The organism is Pseudomonas sp. Z2-11, assembly GCF_054161305.1.
On sequence record NZ_CP096395.1, the window covers coordinates 3,487,377 to 3,507,902 of the forward strand.

13 protein-coding genes and 3 pseudogenes are annotated in these 20,526 nt (G+C 52.3%); 9 read left to right on the top strand and 7 right to left on the bottom strand.

Annotated features, from left to right (window positions below):
• Positions 1-146 precede the first annotated feature (146 nt).
• Together M1E16_RS15410 and M1E16_RS15415 are read left to right on the top strand one after the other, a co-directional pair.
• The gene (locus M1E16_RS15410) at positions 147-2,873 is read left to right on the top strand and encodes an nSTAND1 domain-containing NTPase (RefSeq protein ID WP_458127772.1); all 2,727 of its coding nucleotides are present in this window, start codon (positions 147-149) and stop codon (positions 2,871-2,873) included.
• Between the two features lie 792 nt (positions 2,874-3,665).
• A complete protein-coding gene (locus M1E16_RS15415) occupies positions 3,666-5,093 on the top strand; it encodes an ApeA N-terminal domain 1-containing protein (RefSeq protein WP_458127773.1) in 1,428 nt (475 codons plus the stop codon).
• A gap of 13 nt (positions 5,094-5,106) precedes the next feature.
• On the opposite strand, the pseudogene M1E16_RS15420 reads toward M1E16_RS15415, so the two are convergent.
• From M1E16_RS15420 to M1E16_RS15435, 4 genes and pseudogenes are all read right to left on the bottom strand, one after another.
• Positions 5,107-5,955, bottom strand: a pseudogene (locus M1E16_RS15420) (hypothetical protein); the annotation flags it as partial.
• Between the two features lie 632 nt (positions 5,956-6,587).
• Positions 6,588-7,406 (bottom strand): annotated as a pseudogene (locus tag M1E16_RS15425) (tyrosine-type recombinase/integrase); the annotation flags it as partial.
• Between the two features lie 69 nt (positions 7,407-7,475).
• Complete coding sequence (locus M1E16_RS15430; protein ID WP_458127774.1) at positions 7,476-8,285, bottom strand: hypothetical protein; 810 nt, start codon at positions 8,283-8,285, stop codon at positions 7,476-7,478.
• Positions 8,286-8,317: 32 nt separating this feature from the next.
• Positions 8,318-9,646 carry an AAA family ATPase gene (locus tag M1E16_RS15435; RefSeq protein WP_458127775.1) on the bottom strand — a complete coding sequence of 443 codons (1,329 nt, stop codon included), beginning with the start codon at positions 9,644-9,646 and terminating at the stop codon, positions 8,318-8,320.
• A 224-nt stretch (positions 9,647-9,870) separates the two neighbouring features.
• On the opposite strand from M1E16_RS15435, the pseudogene M1E16_RS15440 reads away from it, so the two are divergent.
• From M1E16_RS15440 to M1E16_RS15465, 6 genes and pseudogenes are all read left to right on the top strand, one after another.
• Positions 9,871-10,005: pseudogene (locus tag M1E16_RS15440) on the top strand (transposase); the annotation flags it as partial.
• A gap of 10 nt (positions 10,006-10,015) precedes the next feature.
• The gene (locus M1E16_RS15445) at positions 10,016-10,246 is read left to right on the top strand and encodes a DUF2026 family protein (RefSeq protein ID WP_458127776.1); all 231 of its coding nucleotides are present in this window, start codon (positions 10,016-10,018) and stop codon (positions 10,244-10,246) included.
• Between the two features lie 734 nt (positions 10,247-10,980).
• Complete coding sequence (locus M1E16_RS15450; RefSeq protein ID WP_458127777.1) at positions 10,981-12,246, top strand: ABC-three component system protein; 1,266 nt, start codon at positions 10,981-10,983, stop codon at positions 12,244-12,246.
• Positions 12,243-12,731 carry a three component ABC system middle component gene (locus tag M1E16_RS15455; RefSeq protein ID WP_458127778.1) on the top strand — a complete coding sequence of 163 codons (489 nt, stop codon included), beginning with the start codon at positions 12,243-12,245 and terminating at the stop codon, positions 12,729-12,731. Before M1E16_RS15450 ends, M1E16_RS15455 begins: the two co-directional genes overlap by 4 nt.
• Positions 12,728-14,692 (top strand): DUF3732 domain-containing protein, encoded by a 1,965-nt coding sequence (locus M1E16_RS15460; RefSeq protein ID WP_458127779.1) that lies wholly within the window; start codon positions 12,728-12,730, stop codon positions 14,690-14,692. The genes M1E16_RS15455 and M1E16_RS15460 overlap by 4 nt, the downstream gene beginning before the upstream one ends.
• A 138-nt stretch (positions 14,693-14,830) precedes the next feature.
• Positions 14,831-15,292 carry a hypothetical protein gene (locus M1E16_RS15465; protein ID WP_458127780.1) on the top strand — a complete coding sequence of 154 codons (462 nt, stop codon included), beginning with the start codon at positions 14,831-14,833 and terminating at the stop codon, positions 15,290-15,292.
• Positions 15,293-15,421: 129 nt separating this feature from the next.
• Here M1E16_RS15465 and M1E16_RS15470 read toward each other — a convergent pair whose 3' ends face one another.
• The 3 genes from M1E16_RS15470 to M1E16_RS15480 all read right to left on the bottom strand — a co-directional run bounded on the left by M1E16_RS15470 (position 15,422) and on the right by M1E16_RS15480 (position 17,847).
• Positions 15,422-15,817: a Druantia anti-phage system protein DruA gene (locus M1E16_RS15470; protein WP_458127781.1), complete on the bottom strand. Its 396-nt coding sequence runs from the start codon at positions 15,815-15,817 to the stop codon at positions 15,422-15,424.
• A gap of 227 nt (positions 15,818-16,044) precedes the next feature.
• The gene (locus tag M1E16_RS15475) at positions 16,045-16,200 is read right to left on the bottom strand and encodes a hypothetical protein (RefSeq protein ID WP_458127782.1); all 156 of its coding nucleotides are present in this window, start codon (positions 16,198-16,200) and stop codon (positions 16,045-16,047) included.
• Positions 16,201-16,269: 69 nt separating this feature from the next.
• Positions 16,270-17,847 (bottom strand): hypothetical protein, encoded by a 1,578-nt coding sequence (locus tag M1E16_RS15480; protein ID WP_458127783.1) that lies wholly within the window; start codon positions 17,845-17,847, stop codon positions 16,270-16,272.
• 254 nt (positions 17,848-18,101) lie between these two features.
• On the opposite strand from M1E16_RS15480, the gene M1E16_RS15485 reads away from it, so the two are divergent.
• Entirely contained in the window at positions 18,102-19,622 is a 1,521-nt protein-coding gene (locus M1E16_RS15485; RefSeq protein WP_458127784.1) for a hypothetical protein, read from the top strand.
• Positions 19,623-20,526: the final 904 nt, after the last annotated feature.

Genomic DNA, 20,526 nt, shown 5'->3' on the forward strand with positions numbered 1-20,526 from the left:
TTCGACTGTGATACGCGTCGTTCAGTAATTGGCCGGTGTTCTAGTTAAAAATCCGGATACTGCTCAAAACAGTGGCGCAGAGCCACTATCTGAGCCTACTATGCGCGACATTCCAATAATACAAGATCAGCCAAGAGATTCTTTAAATGGATATTAAAATAGAGGTAGCCGTCCCGGGCACTGCATCTACAAAAGAAAAAGGCGATCTTTTAGAGGACTTAACGGCAAAGCTTTTAGCTGCCCAGTCTTATGAAGTAATAAACGAAATACGGTTTACAGCTGTAGAACTTGACCTACTTTGCAAACACAAGATCAGCGGCAAAGAAATTTATGTAGAGTGCAAGGCATATCGCGACAAACCCATTGATGCAAACATATTAAAAAATCTCGCCGGCACTAGAGATTTTATGGAATACCCGGAAGCCTGGTTAATCAGCACCGCCGAGTATGGAAAAGAAGCCAAAGGCTTTATGGAAACATGGCAACAGAAGCCGATCGAGAAGGCGATGATGTTGAGTTTCTACGAACCCAAAGATGTAATTAACGCACTAATCTCAGCAAATGTTATAAAAAGCCCACCTCAGGAAAAAGCAACGGATTATTGTAAAAGCCAGAATTTGTTGGGTGGCTGGGTTCTTCTAGTAACGCCTTTTGGAAATCTATGGGCCGTAACAATTTTAGCCGGCGGGATTCCCAACAAGGTTATTTTTTACCACGCTTCAAATAATGATCCTGTAACAGACTCCAAGTTGATAGCAAATCTACTCAACACAGATACATCTTTAGCAACATTGGAGTTTGAGGCTCAAACTGCCAGCACAGTAAAACCTATATCTCCTGCAGCTGAAGATATTGGAGAAGTTGCTCAGGTACAAACAGGCTTGGAGTGGAGCGACTACCGACCTGCAAGACCTCAAGACTTTGTAGGCCGAGCAAAAGACATCACATTCGTATTTGATTTTTTCAAACAAGCTTTAGCACAATCAACGAACACTCGAATATTTGCCCTTACCGGAGACTCCGGCATGGGGAAAAGCTCACTGATAGCAAAGCTAAAAGACAAATCTAAAAATGTACAAAACAAGAACAAGTACTTCATCTTTCCAGTGGACGTGCGCGCTGCTACAAGCCCCTCATATATATACTCCGCGCTGCTCAACTGCTTAAGCGCTGCTCAGTTACAGGGTTTCGGTGACGCCAATATAGATCTTGTCGTTTCCGATGTAAGCAATCCTCTAAACTCTTCATCATTAAAGAGTTACTTGGCAAGCGTCGCCACTCAGAAAAAACTAATAATATTAATATTCGATCAATTTGAAGAACTTTACTCAAAACCTGAACTTTTTGAAGTTTTTAATCGAGCCAAAGCGCTCTTACTTAACGCCGCAAGCGCCTGCGGCTGCCTATGTTTGGGCTTCGCCTGGAAAAGCGATAGTACAACACAGGGAGATCATCCAGCTTACTTTTTCTGGCACCAGTTATCTGACTATCGCATTACTCGAAAGCTTTCTCCCTTTTCGGATAGTGAATCAAATACGGCAATAAATATCTTCGAGAAAGAGCTGGGGCAAAAACTTCAAAGCGATCTCAGGCACAATTTAATCGTAAGCAGTCAAGGATATCCTTGGCTGCTTAAAAAGCTATGTATCCATATTTACGAAAAAATAAAATCGGGGGTTGATCAAGAAAACCTTTTAGCGAACAAACTGGACATCGCAAGCTTGTTCGACACAGATCTGAATCAGCTCAGCAAAGCTGACAGAGCATGTCTGCAGATAGTAGCACAGCGTGCACCAGTGGACTGGTTTGAAGTCACCGAATCGTCAAGTTCCGAAGCTCTGGATTCTTTAATGCATCGTAGACTTGTTATCAAAAGTGGTGACAGGCTAAACGTATACTGGGATATTTTTAGAGAGTACCTACTCACCAAAAAGGTTCCTGTAATTCCTTTGCGCTATCTCCCATCGACTGAACCTGCCTCGGTAATTAAAATTGCGAAGATGCTTAAACTGGGAAAACTTGTATCCACTCAGGAGCTTGTCGCCAATACCGGTTTAACGGAAGGGTCGATTCAAAATACCGGCACAGATATAAACATGTTCGGCGTTGCGACTAGGGACGGTGGTGCCTATCAACTCAACCCAGGTCTCATTGAAGGCGATGAGACAGCCATCCTTCAAGCGGTCCGGGAAAAATTCAAGAAACACGCATTCACATTAGCCATCCAAGATCGCACATCAAGTTCGATTATGACTTTGAGCGATGCGATAATGATCCTACAAGAGATATTCCCAAACAGCACATACGCTGAGAAAACCTGGCACATTTACACTCTTCGCATTTGTAAATGGCTCGAGCTATGTGGTTTCTTAGTCAGTTCAATGAACGGATGGGTTTACAGAGATCAGGGTGTTGTTTTGACAGATGGACTCAAATCATCCCGACGCCGTCGCTCTTTGAAAGTCTTCTCCCCGCTCGCGTCTCCTTCGCTTACAATTGAAGGTTTGAAATGGCTCGAAAAAATCAACAGCATAGGAAAAAAGGAAAAACTTCCAACAGGATATATAAACGCTTTAAGAATTCTGGTGCGCTTTGAGCTTGCTACACAAGACCAGACACGTTATTTCATTAACAAGTCAAAACTAAAAAAATATGGATCGCACTTTGACGCGATTTTCTCGATGGCTGCTGCTGAGCCTATAATTTTAGAGAATGAAAAGATCTTAAAAAACAACCCAACAATTAAAAGCAAGGAGTTAGGCGAGTTGCTCACGGATAAATACGCTTTGGGTTGGAGTCAAGCATCGATGCTGCGCAATGGACGTGAATTGCTGGCTTGGACGAAATGGGTCGCGGAAAAGAAAAAATTATAGGGCTTCCTTAAGCTCATGGACCGATGTAGGGGATTGATCGTTTCTGAAACGCGGTCGTTCCTCGAAGCATGCCAATATCGCGGCTTTCAGCAGGGGCACGTCTAAGCAGAAGCCCGCTTGCAAACTGTCTTCCGCGTACCGGCAAAATTCGAAAACTTCGTTAATAGTCCTTTTTTTCAAACCTCAAACGCCCGGAAACTGGGCGCTTACAGACCTTTCACCTGAATAGCCTCTCCCTAATCACGATGCAACCTTTCTGCATTCGTTTGCAAAATTTTGCAATCAATGAAACGTATCGACTCTTCATAGCGCCCAGAGCAGACGACCCCGTAGTCGTGGCTTTCGAAACCCTCTTCTTTGCAAAAAAAGAGAGACGTAGGCTCCGCCGGCGGGAGGGGGATAAGTGTTTTTTCCACCTTTTTTTTTGCAGTTCTAAATTTTATTGATGCCTAGGGTTAGGACCGCTGCACATCCCTGGACGCGTTGCACGCTGATCCCTCAGCGATACGCGCCCGCCTGCTTTAAAACTATCCCATCGCTACCGTCCGCGGCCTAGACGCGCAAGACATGCCAAATGATCTCAAGGAACGGCGAGGATGAGTTCTACTCTGAAGCAGGTACGTGAGTCGATGACACTGGTGATGGTCGCATTGAATGAGGTACAACGATCTAACTCAACGACGCTAGCAATGATGGCTGCAAAGCTAGAATCAATGAGTGAGAGGCCAGGCCTGCATCGGAGGTAACTCCAGCAAGAGGGCAAGCGCGGCGCTTCCGAAGGTAGACTGTGCGATGTCGGATCTTGAAAGGCGCAATAGTGATTTGATAAAGGGAAATATCATGCGTAAAAAAACAAATAAATGGAGCGGGTATTTTTGGCTCCCGAACGATACTAAGAAAAAGATTCCTGGAACTCTCACGATCGAGGATGACGGCAGTATACAATTGGAGTTAATTGGGCACTTTCAGGATCTTGGTGAAGATATAGATGAAAGTCGAATAAACGGGGAAGTGGAGGAGCTCGGCCTAGTTACACTGGATCAGTGTTTCTACACTTCCAAACCTATACTTTTAAGCGAAGTACAAAAAGCATACCTAATTTCCAATCAAGCGATCATCGGGGCTGCTTACGATCGTGGCGAGCCACTGGAATTCAATGCGGCCACATTCGAAATCGACAACCTAGACGAATGGGTTGGTATCACAGGACTGGTTTATTCCAGACAAGATACGGCGCACTCCCACAGAATTGAATTTTCATTGCCAGATAAAATTGAATATAATTTATCAAATGGAATGACACTTAAAATTGGTTTCGGTTATAAAATTCCAAGCCCCAGCGTAAGCAAAGTCTCCATTCAGCAGAATACATATCTCAGGCTTTCCTCTACGGAACCGAGGCCGTTAGAAGATTTCATGGCGTGCGCATTTAAGCTGAACAATCTTCTGTCTCTGGCCATGAATCAATCAATGACAATGCGGAGCTTTATACTTAATCACGACGACTTGAATTACGACTACGGTAACGAAACTATAGTCCCGATAGCCCTGAAGCTAATCTATCGTGCGGCAAACTACAAAAAAAAATCTTCAAAATTGCATTGGCGAGAAATGTTATTCAACCACAGAAAAATTGAAGAAAGTGCTGAAGGCTACTTGAATAACTGGCTAAATTTATATGATGTGTGCGAGCCTGCATTAAATTTATTTTTCTCGACGCTTAACGAGCCAAACACTTTTTCTGAAAGTAAATTCCTTGCTTTGGCGCAGAGCTTGGAAACCTTGCACAGAAGAACAAGCGACAAGACACTGATGCCAGCCGATCAGTACGCGAAATTTAGCGATAATTTATTGGAAGTTACTCCTGAGACGGCTCGCGAGTGGCTGAAAAATAAAATTAAATTTGGAAACGAAATAACATTTAAACAGAGACTGTTGGATTTGACAGAGCCATTCCAGTCATTATTGGGAGGAGCGAAGAGAAGGAAAAGCATAAGCCATAAAATAGTAACATCGCGCAACTATTACACGCACTACAACCCTGACTTGGAAAAAGACGCTCAAAAAGATGTGAATCTGTTAAATCTTACCTATACCATGGAAGCTTTATGCAAGCTCATATACTTGCAGAAACTTGGATTCAGTGTTGAAAATATTGAAAAGATGATTACCTATAGCCTCAAACAAGCGCTCCAAGCTGAGAGCCGAAGCAACCTCTAACGGTGTCAAGTTGTTAGGATGTCACGGCTTTCAGGGAAATCGAAAATAATGCGGCTTTTGCAGCACCAGTTGTGAATGCCGCAGAATTCGTCGGCACCGGACTTGAGCCATGAGCATGGCTTGAGATCTGGGTTGCCATTTGCTCAATTAAATCTAGCGTGTCGCAAAGCACCTGAAAGATGTTCACCGTCTCAGACCCGATCCAGTTTTTTGGCGCCTGCAAGCGCTGACTGACTCCCGCCACGCTCCGGCGCAGCCCCTGGATCTGTTCCTGCATATCACCGCCCACCATGGCATTGTGCTTCTGCCCCACAACCAGATTCAGATCCCGCCCAGTCGCCTGGTGCAAATCATCCACCGCCGCCAGGCTCGCGGACCCACCCGACAGCAGCTTGAGCGCGCCCAGCGCCTCGATCGTCTTCACACCGCCCACGGACTCGCTTGAGTGGTCATCGACCGCCCGCGTGTGCCTCTGGAACCGCTCGCGGTTATCCAAGGCTTCGACTTCCCGCTCAATCGCTTTGTCCTGGATCTTGCCATCAGTCTGGCGCAGCCAGTTGCCGTCTGCGCCCACGCACTGCTGGGCTGCATCGCTCTGCTGCCGGACCTGATCCCCCTTCGGCGCCTTGGGCATGCTTAGTCCGTGCGGGAGGATGGTTTGAATGTAGGGTTTGTTCGGCAGGCCATAGGCGAAACACACCGCCACCTTGGTGCCTTCCTCCGGAAACGCATAGATCCCCATTTCCTCGCCACCGGTGGGCAGCGGCAACGGAACGCCAATGAGCTCAGGCAACAGTGGATCCGGCTCCCCGTCCGGGCCCAGAACTTCAACATCCACGGCATAGCGCGGCCGGAAGTCGTCGTAAACAAGTCTGGCATACGTCGAGCGAGGGTCACTGGTCGAGACATCCTGCTATGTCGTCGACGCCATATTGAAGGCGCAAAGCTTCGACAAACTTCAGCATGATGGCGCCCTGAAGGGAAAAGAAAAATAAAACAAGTTTGGTGCCAAAGTCAGCGCGAGAAGGGCCAAAACGGCGCGAACTCACAGCTGCCTAGATCCAAGACATCCACGGGAGTAAATGTGGGAGTAATTTTTTAGACATGAAAAAACCGAACTGGCTATGGTTCGGCCAAATCATTGAAAATATGGTCGGGACGGAGTGATTCGAACACTAGACCCCTAGCACCCCATACGAGGGGTAGCTGAATTCCATGTTTATCCGCCAGCCGTATCTGCTGAACGCATAAAAAACCCGGCACGAGGCCGTGTGATTACCCGCCCCTCAAAAACACAGCCCCCAAATGAGAGGGATGGAGAGCTGACAAGAGAGTGCGGGAGCGGGATATTGCCAAATGGCGTCTTCCTGCGCAATAGAATCCTCTAGCCAGCTCCGAAACATCAGGCGACTTGCGTAGCCCACACATTCAGGAGTAGCTCTAGATGGGCCCAAGAAAGCAGCGACATTCGTTATCACCGCACGAGACAGCACCTCAGCTTGAGCCCAGCGCGCTACAAACGATTCGCACAGTCACGTCGAAACTCTCCAGAGTGAGTACATCGATTGGCGAACGCCCCTTCAGTTGCTCATGGGGTTCACAGACCGTCCGATAAAGCCTCCACGCATCGACATCCGGAAACCGCGCTAACGCAGCAAGTACCAACTTGTGCCGTAGTGGATCAAGCTGCCAATCGGGAATGCGCTGACCGCGATTTCCCAGACTCAGGGATAGCAGGCGCCGAGCCTTGATATCGCGGTTGATCTGATCGCGGGATTTGCCTGCCAGTTTGGCGAAGACAAGCAGCGGCAAATTATTCGAAGCTTTATAGGTGGCTAGCATCTCGGCGCGCTGACGTTGTATGTCAGATACTTCGGATTCGCGCAGCTGTTCAGTCTTCGTTGGAGCGGGTAGGACCGGTGAATCCTGAGCCGCGTTAAGGAGCGGCTCGTTGCTGACGGACATTTTGGAGGCTGGAACCGTCGTCGCTGGGAAGCCACCGCTGTACAGAACGGCGTTTGCGTTCGCGCTTTCCAACGAAGGTAACGAAGCTGCACCTTCTAAACGAATAGTAAGCGGAGAGCTTGCCGCTTTCAGCTGGCCCTGCCCCCACAGATCCAGACGGCTCGCCCTATCCTGCATCATGGTCCGGCGCTGCTCCACGTATTCCGCGTGATTGTAGGCTGCACTCACCTTGTCCGGGTCGGCATGAGAAAGCTGGGCATCCACCCACACCTTCGGGTATCCGATCTCGTTCAGCGCAGTCGAGATCGTCGCCCTCATGCCATGACCGGTGAGTTGATCGGCATAACCGCAACAGATCAGCAACCTATCGGCAATTACTAGCCCGAGTATCTATCATATGATGGCATGCTCGCCTTGTTATGCAATCAGCCCCCAAGAACGGAGGTAGAATCGCCTCATACCTGCAAAAGGCCGGTCGCTTTTCGCATGGCGGAGAATACGAAGTAAAAATTCCCTCCTTTTTTCGTCGGTGAAGTTTCCTTCTTGCAGCGCGAAAGCAAGAGTTTCTAACTCTTCGTAGGCAATCCAACGTAGACGCAACAACTCTTCGCGGTTGAGCCCAAGGATATCTTCAGCCGCTTTCACAGCTCGTTTTGAACGCACTGTATTGGACTTTGGAATGAGCCATACCTCTTCTGTATTCGGAATTGCTTTCCAAGCGAAATAACGCTCGGGGTCGACTACATATGGATTAATTAAGTCTGCGTTTTCTGATGCGTAAAAGGCTGCAACGGCTGCGTCTGTAGTAATGACGGGATCGGGGCACAGCCTCGCCAAAAGTGTCGTCAACTGTTGCGGATTCGTAGGTAATAACTGCGGAATGATAGGCGGAGTTAGCCTCGCCCCCTTAACAGTAAAGGTGTCCCCCTTATAGCTCTGATTGCAAATTTGACAACTGAAGGTGTAGTTGTCATAGCAGTATGCAAGCCACCAATACTCGCTTTTAGGGCGGAAATGCTCCACATCACCATGCGCAACCACAGCGGTATCAGCCTCACAGTAGGCACACTTACTATGAGACTCGGTCTTTAGCTGTACCTTTGCCTTACTCCAAGCTTGACGTTTTTTTGGCTTAAAATCCACTTTGCCTGTAGCGCCATCGCCGTAGTAAAACTGCAGCAGCTTTGCAAGTTTTTTTTGGAGCATGGCGCCAGTAAAACCTTTCAAGTGCCGCCCGCTCCGCGTCCGCAACAGTTGTATCATTTAACGCCCCCTAGCTCCTTGACCACGGCAGTCAGCTTCTTGGCGGAAATAGTCCGACGCTTACCATCCTTGGTCATGGAGGCATTTATGTCTTTAAGCAGTTCGATCTGCTCTTTCGCATACTCGGGAATGGCATCCCAGTTTGGAGCGTCTCTGAGTACCTTCTGCATGTGCTGCAGCTGCTGAAGCTCGTCGGTGTTGAGAGCCGTCTTCTTGATGCTGAGATTTCGCACGACGTTGCGTGCGTTCTCCACGGAGACTGAGTCCATCGTCGTCAAGCCAAACATCGGGCTCATCAGCAACTGATGCAGCATCATATTGCGGGGTTCCCCAACAAACGGCATCAATGTGGGCAAGTGATTTTCGCCCTCCCGACGAATGACATAAAGCTCGCCCTCTCCACTCTGTTGAGCGGTCAATGCAGAGTGCGTGGTTGCGATGAACTGAAATTTGGGCAATGTAATTGATAGAAACTCAACTAGCTGACGCCTCCAAGTAGGGTGTAGATGCAAATCGATTTCGTCGATGAGCAAAACGCCTCTCGTAGAAAGAGGATCCTTCCGATCCGGGAAAGCTTCGGTGATTCGATATAGAAGGTCACCGCACCAGGCGGCCATATTCTGGTAACCGTCAGAAAGCTGGCTAAGGGGAACATCTCCGTCTACGGTTTTGAAAATAATTTGCCGTAATTCTCGGTCAATATGGGAGAACTGCATGTCTGGCAGCAGTTGGTTCAAGGCTCGGCGCACAGCGTCCATCGAACTCTGCCCCTTGCGGTACTCAAGATCCATCGCCCACTGCTCCAAAGAAATCAGGACTGCATCCGACGAGAACATTGTTGCGACCCCCTGCGCACGTGGCACGCGTGAGCGCTCGTCAGGGAATGTAGACCTGGACTTTGCTGCGGTTGGACGTCGTGAGACTCCATAACCTAGTACAAAATAGTTACGCTCCGCCTTCGAAAGGGCAGCGTCCAAGGCTTCTAAAGAAGAGTGATTTCGCGTGAAAATTTGCCGGAGACCGTCGCCACGATTGATTTCCAACGCGATCTCGCGGGTTTCCCCCTTGGCCGTGACTAACGTCCCTTTGATCACGCATTTGTTAGCCCCGTTGCGTATCCAAGCATCGGGCTCACCCAGAAGGTCAGGCAGAGCCTCACTGCCGGCGAGCAATAGCGCAATGGCGCGCAGTGCAGAACTTTTGCCGCAGCCGTTTTCACCCAACAGCAGCGTCCATCGGCGGGCGTCAGCACCCTTAGACCGGAAATCAAGGTCCAGAGACTTTATTGAACGCACATTGCTTAACGAGACTTGTAACAGAAACATTGTAGCCCCCTCCCACTTTGGGATCGTTGTAATCCCTTAGCGACCGACTTGCTCGTTGGGCGTGCAGAATTCAAAAAAGCATAGTGAATTCGAACGCCAACGGCCAAACACAGAGTTTCTCACATCTTAGCAGTCCGCTGTTGTAACAGCGCGATGAACGAGCCCCATGAAAGACAGGACACCGTTTCCCCCTTACGATAAGGGATAGGCAAACGGTTATGTTTATGACTAACAGCGACGATAAGAGTGGAGAGCTTTTCGGCCAGGAGCGGCGACGCCGCTGGAGCCCAGAGCAAAAACTGGCCATGATTCGCGAGAGTCTTGAGCCTGGGCAAAGCGTTTCGGTGGTGGCTCGGCGCACCATCGCCTATGGAACTCGAACAGGCTGGTGATTTTTTCTTCGATCCGAATCCAGTGCTGACCGACAAACTTGTGCGGGAAGTCCTGGAAAGCCGATTTCTCAGTGACGTGATAAATGGATGCTGTGACTGGTACAGGCGGCCCCCGAAAACAATCCCTCCGACCATCACGGTGGGTGATGAAGAAGGCCGGATGACCACCGTGAAGCTCAAGGATGTGTCAGTAGTCGGTTCTTGGTAAGCAAAACAGGGTTGGGGCCATTCGCAAGGTGGTCCCCGCTGAGATGATCCCCACTCCTCCCACACTGCCCTGGCGACTTTCCGCGTAGCGAGCTACGCGCTCTGCCTGATTGAACAGCAAGGGCGAACAAGATCTCTACACCAGCTTCAAGACGGGGCTAGACGAATCACAGTTACGGAAGAAGGCAGACGGTAGGACGTCATGGCACCTGGCGCAAGTGGTTGCCATGTGCCACCACTCAAGTCAGAATGTGCTCAATGGAGTTTCGGTTAGGTCAGATTGAACATGGAAAGGCTGCCAGCACGAGCGCAAAGTACAAGGGTGATCTTCGCCCTAGGTGTATCCGTCGCAGCGCCGCTCATCTCGCGCCTCCCCACTGACATCAAACATCGCACCACAACTCCCCACTGCAGAAGCACCAACAACCGAGCTCCTTTCACTCCAGCGCGGCCCATGCCCTCATGCGAGAAAGCGGTCGAATCCCACGCGAATCTGTTCCTGTGCCGGCGGCGTTCCCACACGCTCACCCTGCACCATCAAGCTTTCACTCGCAAGACATGATGGCTCCGCAGGCAAGGGCTCGCAGCCACTCAGACGGCAATAGCCAACCACTACACATCAGGCGTTGCTTGTGGCGTATACGACCGCATCAGAAGGCGTTCGATAAACTCGGCTCGCCCCCATCCCAGGCACAGCAGACCTGGGATGAACAACCTTGGAACATGGGCTGAATTATGACCTCTGTAGCAAGCAACGACTCCGCAGACCAAAAGAAAGATAGCGATCCCTACAGCGCTGGAGAACAGGGGCTGGGCTACATCTTCCAACCTCGCTTTGCGCTGTACCAGGCATTAGAGCTTCCAGAGGACACCGCGATCCTCATCGAGAAGGAAGATGACCTCGATTTCCTGGAGTCCTCCGGAAAGAAGACACTGGCCTCTCTCAAGCACAAGGCTGTCGGTGAACGCCTGACTGACCTGTCTGTCGACTTCTGGAAGTCGGTCAATATCTGGCTAACTCGTTACCAGGCCAATGGGAGGGTTGAGTCTGACTATCAGTTTTTCCTGTTCACCACCTCGTCCGTCGCGCCGGATTCATTCTTGAAATTCTTTCTGTACGGCGCTGATACAACGGAGGCTCAGCCCAGCCTTTGGCAACTGACAGAGAACACACTCGCTACCAGTAAGGCGAAATCGTTCACCAAGATCAAGGAGTTGCTCTCGAAGCTGACAGCGCTGGAGAAAGAAGACTTCGTATCGAGAATCACGATTATTGACAGCACGCCTCGGATTGGCGATCTCCCAGCACTCATCAAGGCCCAGAAAATGCGGCCAATCCGTGCTGAGCACAGAGATGCAGTCTTTGAGCGCCTGGAGGGATGGTGGAATGACCTGATCATCCAGATGCTCTGCGAGCCGCAGAGCGAGCCCGCATATGCCCGGGACGTTTCGGAGAAGCTGTTCAACTTCAGCGAGGAGTACAAGGATGACAATCTTCCGATCACCTTCGAGGACGCGACACCCACATCCCCCATTGATATAAGCATCGATAACCGGCTGTTCGTAAGTCAACTCCGTGAGTTGAAACTGAGCCCCAGCCGCATTCGAAATGCCATCTTGGACTACTACCGAGCATTTGAGCAGCGCTCAGCCTGGGCAAGGCAGCGCTTGGTGGGCTCTGAAGAAATCATGAAGTATGAACGCCGGCTGACCAATGAGTGGGAGCGCACCAAAGACGTCCTATTCGACGATGATGCACTCGGTGCGTCAATCGAGGACTGCTCTGACCCGGAACTGATTGCCGTTGCCAAGAAGCTGTATACCTGGGCTGAGACAGAAGCCCAGAAGCTTGATCACCTGAAAATCCGGGCACGTGTGACAGAGCCATACGTACTTCGCGGCAGCTTTCAGATTCTCGCTAACAAGCGCCCCTATCCGACCGTTTACTGGCATCCACAGCTTCTGGATCGCCTATCCAAGGCTGCTGGAGAGACCGAATGATTCGCTGGGACGACCGTCCGTTTGAGACCAAAAATCTGTTCAACCCTGCCTTCTGCGCGATTGTCTTGATCCGTGCACTCAAGACCTATGCGGTGATAGATCCCAAGGGGATGCCCTTTTCGATGTCACTGCTTGTACTGCCGCTGAGCCTCCACCACGAATCTCGAAACGCACTGCTCAAGCACTACAAGGGCTACTTGCTCAAAACGGTAGAAACCTACCCCCAGATGCAAATCGGACTGGCAGAGAGGGTAACTGAAATGCTGCCGTTCACTTTCGAGGCATTTGCGTTGGCGCACTACACCGATTGCTTCGAGGTCACCCCGCAGGGACGACTCCTCCCGAAAGCCAGGAGGGTTAAAGCAGACATCGAGGGCACCGAGGAAACAGTGGCGTGCCAACGTGCAGCGGCTCTGTTGGGGAGAGAGTTCGCCAAGATTGCAGACAGGGTTACGGTGTACACCGCTTTTGGAATTCGACCATGAAAATCAGCTCCATCCATGTATACAGCCACGATGGCCAGCGCCGCGATGTCAACTTCGAAGTTGACGGACTCAACATCATTACGGGCCGCTCGTCGACAGGTAAATCCGCCCTTTCGGACATCATCGAATACTGCATGGGCCAATCCAACTTCAACGTTTCGGATGGTGTTATCCAAGACAAGGTATCCTGGTTCGCAGTGATCTATCAATTTCCGGACGTGCAGGTCATGGTGGCGAAGCCGGCCCCACGGTCAGGCGGCGCGAGCTGTAGCTTGGCCATGACGCGTACCGGGGAGTTCGTGCAGCCCCTTGAGTTTTCCGAGCTTGTGGTCAACACGGACGACGTCGCCGTCACCTCGTTGCTGTCACGCCAACTTGGCATTCCGGAAAACCGCACAGAGGTTGCGGAGGAGCACACGCGTAACAGCTACGAAGCCTCCATCAAGCATTCGTACTACTACCTCTTCCAAAGGCAGGGCCTAGTCACCAACAAGGATCAGCTTTTCTATCGCCAGAACGAGCCGTTCCAACCCCAGGCGATCAGAGATACGCTTCCCATCCTGCTGGGCGCGTCAACCAATGAGCGATACGAGTTGCAGACTAGGCTGCGGACAGCTCAACGAGACCTGAGAGCCCAGACAAAGCTGCTGGAGCAGGCGAAGCAAGCCGTGGGCAACAACCGAAACCAGGCCATCGCACTGCTGACTGAAGCCAAGTCCGTAGGAATACTCCCTCCAGAGTCCCCCATTGGGGAGGTCGAGGAGATCATTACCGCGCTCAAAACAGCAGCACAATGGACTCCCGCCAAACCACACTCCCAGCCTGACGACAAGGTACCCAAGTTGGAAGCTGAGCTGGCCAAGCTGAGGAAAACCAAGCGCGAGATCAAATCCAAAATTGAGGCCGGCCAAGTGTTCGAGCGGCGTGCCGGCGGCTTCCAGAGCGAGGCATCGGAACATATCGACCGCCTCTTATCCATCAAGTCGCTTCCGAAGAATGCAACAACAGGCGAATGGCAGTGGCCTTTTGCAGAAAAGAACTTGGCGATGGACACCCCCATAGCCCAGGCGCTCATCGGCGAACTGGCGTCTCTGGAGGCAGAAATGCAGACAGTGATGGGGCAACGTCCGCAGATTCAGGGCTACCTAGCGGAGGAAAACCAACGCCTTCAGGACACGACCAAGTCGATTGTCGAGAAGGAAGCGGAGCTTACAGCCGCCATCGCCGCCAATACGGTGCTGGCGAACGCACAGAAGCAAAGCGACGCCGCCAAGCATGTCGTGGGGCGCATCAGCTTTTTCCTTGAAGGCTTCGTCCCTGACAGTTCGCTGAAACAGCAAGAGGCTGACTATCGCCGTCGGGAAATGCGCGTTCAGGAGCTAGAAAAGGCGCTGGCAGATGTCGATCTGGACGACCGCCTGGCGTCGATCATGAACAGCATCTCGGCACAGTTCAATCTGTACAACAAACGCTTCGAATCTGAATTCAGTGCCTACCCTGCCCGATTCGACCTGAAAAAGCTGACCATCATTTTCGACCGCCCTGAGCGCTCTGTGCCCATGGCTCGGACAGGCGGCGGCGAAAACTATCTGGCCTATCATCTCTCAGCGCTGCTCGCTTTGCATTGGTACTGCGCCAAGAGCAATCGACCCATGCCGCGCTTCTTGTTGATCGATCAGCCGACCCAAGTGTATTTCCCCTCAGAGGAATCCTACAAAGCGGTCGACGGTACGGTATTGAACACTGAGCAATCCGATGCCGATATGGACTCGGTACGCAAGCTGTTCAACTTGCTATACCAGTTCACGGTCGAAGACGTACCAGGCTTCCAGATCATCATCACCGAGCACGCCAATCTACGTGATGACTGGTTCCAGAAGTCTCTGGTCGAGGCACCTTGGAGCAAACCTCCGGCGTTGGTGCCTGAGGGCTGGCCACTCAAGGGTGAAGTGACGTTCTGACGAGCTGTTGAATGCGCCGATGTTCTTAGCGATGGGTACCAAATGCATCCACTTGAGTTGCATCGAACCTAGGCAAAACCGGAAGCTTGCGTGAGTCCTGGCCCCTCGTGCCAGGACAGCCTTCCACTAGGAGTTACCATGACCCGTCTCCGCTTCATCCCCGATCAACTGACACGCTACCCACAAACGAACGAAGCACTGTTCGCCATTGCCCTATGGCCCCTATTGTTCGCGATCGGCTGCTGGCGAACGCCACAAGTCGCCCAATTTCTGAACGTTCAACGGTGTGAGATCAGCATGCTGCAGGTCTTTCTGGCGGGCTTTGGCGCCTATCTGTTTCTGCTCGGTAAGCACCGCGTGTTCAACCACCGCTATTTCGAGCACCACGCAGTCGATATTACCTGGTACCGTCGACTGCGCAAGCTTGATCAGGACATGGTTGCAGCAGGCCTGGCTGGCACTGATGCGCATAGGGCCGTGACGAGCGAGATGGCCCAGCTCCGCGAGCAATTGGGCTTCTTGGTCGATGCGGATAACTTCTATCGCAAGCTGAAAGCCTTGATCCGGGTAATGAGCTGGCTGCGCGGTAAGCTCAAGTAACTCAGTAATTTTTCCCCTATAAAGTACAGTCCGGGTTCGCAGCACAGAGCCCGGCCTCTGCGGCACACGATAAGGATGTTGGAGTACACATCATGATCATCGAACTAAACACCAATGCCATCAGAGGGTTCAACCGCCGGTGTAGCCGATCGACTTAAGGTACTGCATGCCATCGAGTTTCAAGCGATTGTACACCGAGGAACGGCCCATCGAAGACGTGGTGATGACGGCCATCAGGCGCGCCCGCTTATCCTCCTGAGAGATTATGCCCGTGGTGGCCCCGTAGGCAGTGGCGAAGTCGTTGTACAAGTCGCGACTGCGGCGCAGGCAAGCAATCAGTTTGCCGCAGAGCAAAGTGCTATAAGGCGGGAGCGCACCGAGGACGTAGGTAACCATGATGTTGACCAGGCGCGCGCCTCGATCCTGCGAATTCCAGCCGATGAGCTTGTCACGCTCGCCGAGGTTGAACACCGGATCACCCACGGCAATGATGCCCATCAGCTTGCCATTGGATTGGTCCCGCATCAGGTAGCGTAACCGCCAGCCAAAGCCGCTGGACACCGGGACTGACCAGAAAGCGATGCCAGCCGAAATAAGTCGCTCTGCCAGATGCCGAATGAAACCCGCTCCAACGCAGGAGAAATCTTCTTGGGAATCACCTCAGCGCCTGAGGGGCGAAATATTGCATCAGCTTCACACCCGCGCGGGCAACGAAGTTGCCGCTGGCGATGAGGCGTTCTTCGCGTTGAGCTCTATGCAACACCCGGATCCTTGTCACTGCCAGGCGCGCGCAAGGCACCCTCATCGGTTCTGGTAAAGCCCAGCGTATGCAGGTGTTCGCGAAGTTTTTGCTTGAGGTTGCCTTCCCTCGGATTGACACCCGCAATAATGATGTTGCCTTGAGACATCTACGGCTTCCTGCTCAGTGTCATGCTGCATTCAATTTGCGAAATTCATACACTGCCGCAGGCGATAGTTCATACGCTGTGCACCTGGAACGGGATGTCAGTGCACGCCTGGGAAAGCTGCGAAAACAGCGTGTCGTGCGGGCTGAGGTCCGTAATGATATGGGCAACCGTTAGCGAACCCAGTCGCTTTGCCGTCTGCAACCCCTGCATGAAAAGCGCTACGCTTTCACTACCGGCAAAGGAGTGCGTGGCGAGGGCATCCACGTCCAGCACTACCGGCGCGTTGCCGGCCAACCAGATCACATGTGGGGCAGTGCCCAGTTGTTGATGCATTTGCGCAATTTTTGCATGCAGTTGGGCCTGTACACTCGCCATACTGGCCGAACCATCAATAACCAGTACTGGCAGGGGTTGCACCTCAGAGGCTGAAAACGAGGTTAGCACCATCTCGAGCGCCACTTCGAGCTGGTGGCGAGTGTCGGGCTTGAAGTCATCAATCAAGGTATGGGCATGCTCGAAATCGACGTGGTCATAGTTGAGCAGCACCAGTTCACCATCTTCCGCGACGGCGTCACGATATGAGGCGGCCACGCCATCGAAGTAGCGTTTCTTGAGCACCTTTAACCTAACGTCGTCCGGCATGCTGTGCTGCTTGCACTCAATAATTGCAGCTACGTCATCCGGATCAATCGCGGCCGAGGTTCCCCGCACCACGACGATGTCAGGGTGCACCATCTGGCCGGCTCGACGCTGGTAGGTCGGTTGATACACTATCTGGCCCAGCGGCTCGCTTTTGCGTTCGGCAATCACCACCCTGCTCCCGAGCTCCAGAAGCGACGCGCCGGTCGGCGAACGGGTCAGTTCGAAACCGCGGCGCTCAAACAAACCCAGCGTGGTAACCAAGCACCAGAGTTCGTAGATTTGCCAGCGTTGGCGCCAGAACGGCAAGCTAAGGATATCTTCCGGGGTGAGTGCTGGAGCGCATTGATCCAACTGCTGCCGCAAATCGGAGAACGCATTGGCATGCCATAGCCGCTGGTCACGGATGGCCCACAGCTTGGCGATGACATCTTTTGTTCCCCGGTAACCGCAATCATTCAACCCCTGTGCTAAGACCAACTCACATAAGTCGTATATTCTTGAAGCGACACTTGTGCTGAGTGCCCCGCGCGGTTTGCCAGGAAGCTGGGAAGGCCATTCGGGTAACTGATAGTTTCTGCACGCATTGGCGAAAGCGTTGCACAAGGCATTGAACGCTTCTGCGGGCGGCAACTGTGTTAGCAACTGACGGTAGCGCCGGAAGGCCTCAAAGTTGATCGTGATGCGCTCACCGTGGAGATTGAAGTTCCAACTGATATCGAGTGCATTCCTCGACGTCTTTGTCAAGGTGCGTTCGCAATAACGCCAGATGTCTTCAAACATAACCGAGAGCGGCTCAAGTATTTCCAGCATCGCCATCAGGTACTGTTGGGCAGTGATGCCCTTGCTTTCCGCGGAGCGGATAAAGCTTTCATCGGGAATACCCAATTTTTCCGCTAAGCGCTGCAGCAGTGTTTCATCGCGTGGATGTTTCCCGTAACCCTGCCCCACCGCGAGGTTCTCCGGGTACCAGAGCTGCCGATGAATCTCGGCGCAAGTTTGTATCATACCTGTCCTCCCTGAACGTTCGTCCGGGCGCCAGCCTAAAGCTTAGGAGTGGCACTACGCCAGCTGTTTGCGCCTTCAACTCCTGCCACAGCCTGCCGCTTAAGCGCCAACCTCCTTCAATGCCACGGGCGCCAGTTGGAGCGGGCGACCCGGTGCCAGGTCGGGCGCGCGGGAAAGCAGCCAATTAGGCCGCCGCCCGTCTGGGTAGTTGCTTTAGAACCTCTATTCGACCATCCTCGCAGGCACCTAGAGCGATGAATGACACCGTGAACACAACGCAAGCCGCTGCCAAAAACTGCCGCGCCGAGTTCGCCCAGGGCACTAAAGCAGCGCTGGCCGCCGCAGCCGGCTACCTCTGCTGCATCTGTTTGAATTCCACCACGTTGGCCGTGGCTAAAAAAGGCAAAAAGGCGAAGAACTCCGCGGTACTCAGGAGAGCCGGCGGCGATGGCGTGGCTTCACACATCTACGGTGCCACGGGCTCCGGGTGCCCTCGCCCTTCGCAAATGAGCGCTAACGAGCTTAAACACGAGTCCAATGGCATCTGGACCTGCGCAACGCATGGCCGGCTCATTGATGACCATGAAGAGCACTACCCTGTCGACAAACTCCAGCGCCTGAAGCGAATCCGGGAGTTTGGTCACGGACTCACCCACACGTCGCTGACAGTGAAACGCTACTTCACTGTGATCCCACTTGAGATCTTCAACGATATTGTCACTGCCTTCGCGCACGACCTGGACCATTCCGTCTCGGCAATCGAAGCGAGAGTTGAACGTGCGGCGATCCATTACCTACAGAGCAAACTGAAGCTTGAGCGCCCTGCGACACTGACGATGGAGGCGCAAGGTTTCCCTGCCGCCGCGTTGCCCAAGGCCATCAAGCATGAAATCGAGGGCAGCGATAACGATTCTCAAAAGATTCCCTGCAATGCGCGCGCGTCGACCAAGAGAAAAACGACTATCCAGTTGATCGACGGCGGCGCTTTGCAGGAAATCGCTGATTCGTGGTTTGAAGAGCATGACTACACACCCAATCGGGTCAACCATCTTCATCTGCAGGACACCCTCTTGTCTCTCATGGCCGTCAACCTTGAAACTCATGAGACATCAAAGGAGCGGTTGGACACTTATGGCTTCGCGGCTGTCTATGTCTCCGTAGGTAAGAACCCACAGACAGATAGGCGTTATCAGTTATTCGCGCGCGGACACGGCCATGACGAACTCGAGATCTGCTACCGGTATAGTTATAATATACCGAACTTTAAAGATTCATTTTCCCGCCTAAAAAGCGCCAGGATATCACTCTACTATTCTGAAGCATTTATTCAGCAACTAAGAGCGTACGAGGCGATATTGGAAAAAATTGTCTCCGGCTGGAAACCAGCGATACAGATTGGTCTCAAAACTCCTAAGCACGGTACGCTTCACCCGGCGGTTGGCGTTATCACCGATTTACCGCCGGGTGACGAACTAGTCGAAATGCACCGCCGCGCCAAAGTAATAAACCTTGTCATAGACTTGGGTATACAGTACCAACTTCCCCTATCGCTGTCGGACGCCGCATTTGACAAAGCGCTCACTGCCGAAGCGATCGAGTCTGCCTGTGCCGAGCTGGCTCAAAAATCATCACCCGTTGCCCCCCGCCCTTACCGCTCGGCGCCTTGTGCAGTGGGAGAAAACTGGGAAATCTGTTTGATCGCAGACTACCGATCCATATGTTTCAAACAATTCATCCTCCAGACCAATGCAAGCCCCGGCTATTTCAACCGCTAGCACAGCATCAGGCCGAGCGCGCTCGGGCCTGTACTGGCTCCGTTCAGATTCGCGCCTCACGCAGTGACGAGGCTTTCTCCTGTCCAACTCATGTTCATCAGCGCATAACATCACCCCAAAGCCGACACGGCTGGCGGCCATCCATACTGCCGACCAGCATCATGAGAGCGGCGTGACCAACGATTTCGTATCCACCTTCGCCAATACGCCCGCCGCCCACGAACACTTCGCTCGCTGGCTGGACGCGCAGTGCCGAGCTCGGCAGGCACGCGCGCATTTCGCTGAAGACTGAAACGCTCCGCGAACTGAACGATTCCGAAGGCATGTATGCATGAACCATCGCGCCCTTGATTTCGTAGCCAAGGCCGCCAGCAAGAAACCCGTCACGCTGTACCTGAGCCCTGGCATACCGGTCATGGCGTTCATGTAGGCGCTGGCGGCCCTGGCCCATCCTCACCTGAAGAAACGCCTCATCGTCTCACCCGTTGTCGGTAGGCCTCCCTAAGCCGTTGCCCTGCCCACCGAATGGCTGGAGCTCCACGGTGCCAGCCAGACGGCGATGCGAAAAATCACGGAAAACGTCCTGCGCACCCTTGCTCGTGCGCCCGGCACTTCGTTGAGCAGTTTTATGCGACCTAAAAAATCACAATGGTGTTGACGTCTCTCGACTTAGCGTTGGGTCAAATCAATCCATGTCCTAGGAAGAAAAGTGCCAATGACGACAGAGCTGCTGTTAACTGGGTGCGCGCAACACTGGGTGTGCTTCGCGCCCGTGATGCCGCGGATGTGCAATTGAGGAAGCTACTCCAGCCTCATCAGCAGATAACCAAAGCCTTGGCCCACAGCGTCAAATGGGTGAGCAAACTCGTTGCACAGTCGACTGTCGTATTGTCTTGCAGAGTAC

Excerpts from the sequence above, each read along its gene's own strand:
- M1E16_RS15410 (WP_458127772.1), top strand. The coding sequence starts at position 147 with ATGGATATTAAAATAGAGGTAGCCGTCCCGGGCACTGCATCTACAAAA.
- M1E16_RS15415 (WP_458127773.1), top strand. The coding sequence starts at position 3,666 with ATGTCGGATCTTGAAAGGCGCAATAGTGATTTGATAAAGGGAAATATC.
- M1E16_RS15435 (WP_458127775.1), bottom strand. The coding sequence starts at position 9,646 with ATGTTTCTGTTACAAGTCTCGTTAAGCAATGTGCGTTCAATAAAGTCT.
- M1E16_RS15445 (WP_458127776.1), top strand. The coding sequence starts at position 10,016 with ATGGAACTCGAACAGGCTGGTGATTTTTTCTTCGATCCGAATCCAGTG.
- M1E16_RS15450 (WP_458127777.1), top strand. The coding sequence starts at position 10,981 with ATGACCTCTGTAGCAAGCAACGACTCCGCAGACCAAAAGAAAGATAGC.
- M1E16_RS15455 (WP_458127778.1), top strand. The coding sequence starts at position 12,243 with ATGATTCGCTGGGACGACCGTCCGTTTGAGACCAAAAATCTGTTCAAC.
- M1E16_RS15460 (WP_458127779.1), top strand. The coding sequence starts at position 12,728 with ATGAAAATCAGCTCCATCCATGTATACAGCCACGATGGCCAGCGCCGC.
- M1E16_RS15465 (WP_458127780.1), top strand. The coding sequence starts at position 14,831 with ATGACCCGTCTCCGCTTCATCCCCGATCAACTGACACGCTACCCACAA.
- M1E16_RS15470 (WP_458127781.1), bottom strand. The coding sequence starts at position 15,817 with ATGCGGGACCAATCCAATGGCAAGCTGATGGGCATCATTGCCGTGGGT.
- M1E16_RS15475 (WP_458127782.1), bottom strand. The coding sequence starts at position 16,200 with ATGTCTCAAGGCAACATCATTATTGCGGGTGTCAATCCGAGGGAAGGC.
- M1E16_RS15480 (WP_458127783.1), bottom strand. The coding sequence starts at position 17,847 with ATGATACAAACTTGCGCCGAGATTCATCGGCAGCTCTGGTACCCGGAG.
- M1E16_RS15485 (WP_458127784.1), top strand. The coding sequence starts at position 18,102 with ATGAATGACACCGTGAACACAACGCAAGCCGCTGCCAAAAACTGCCGC.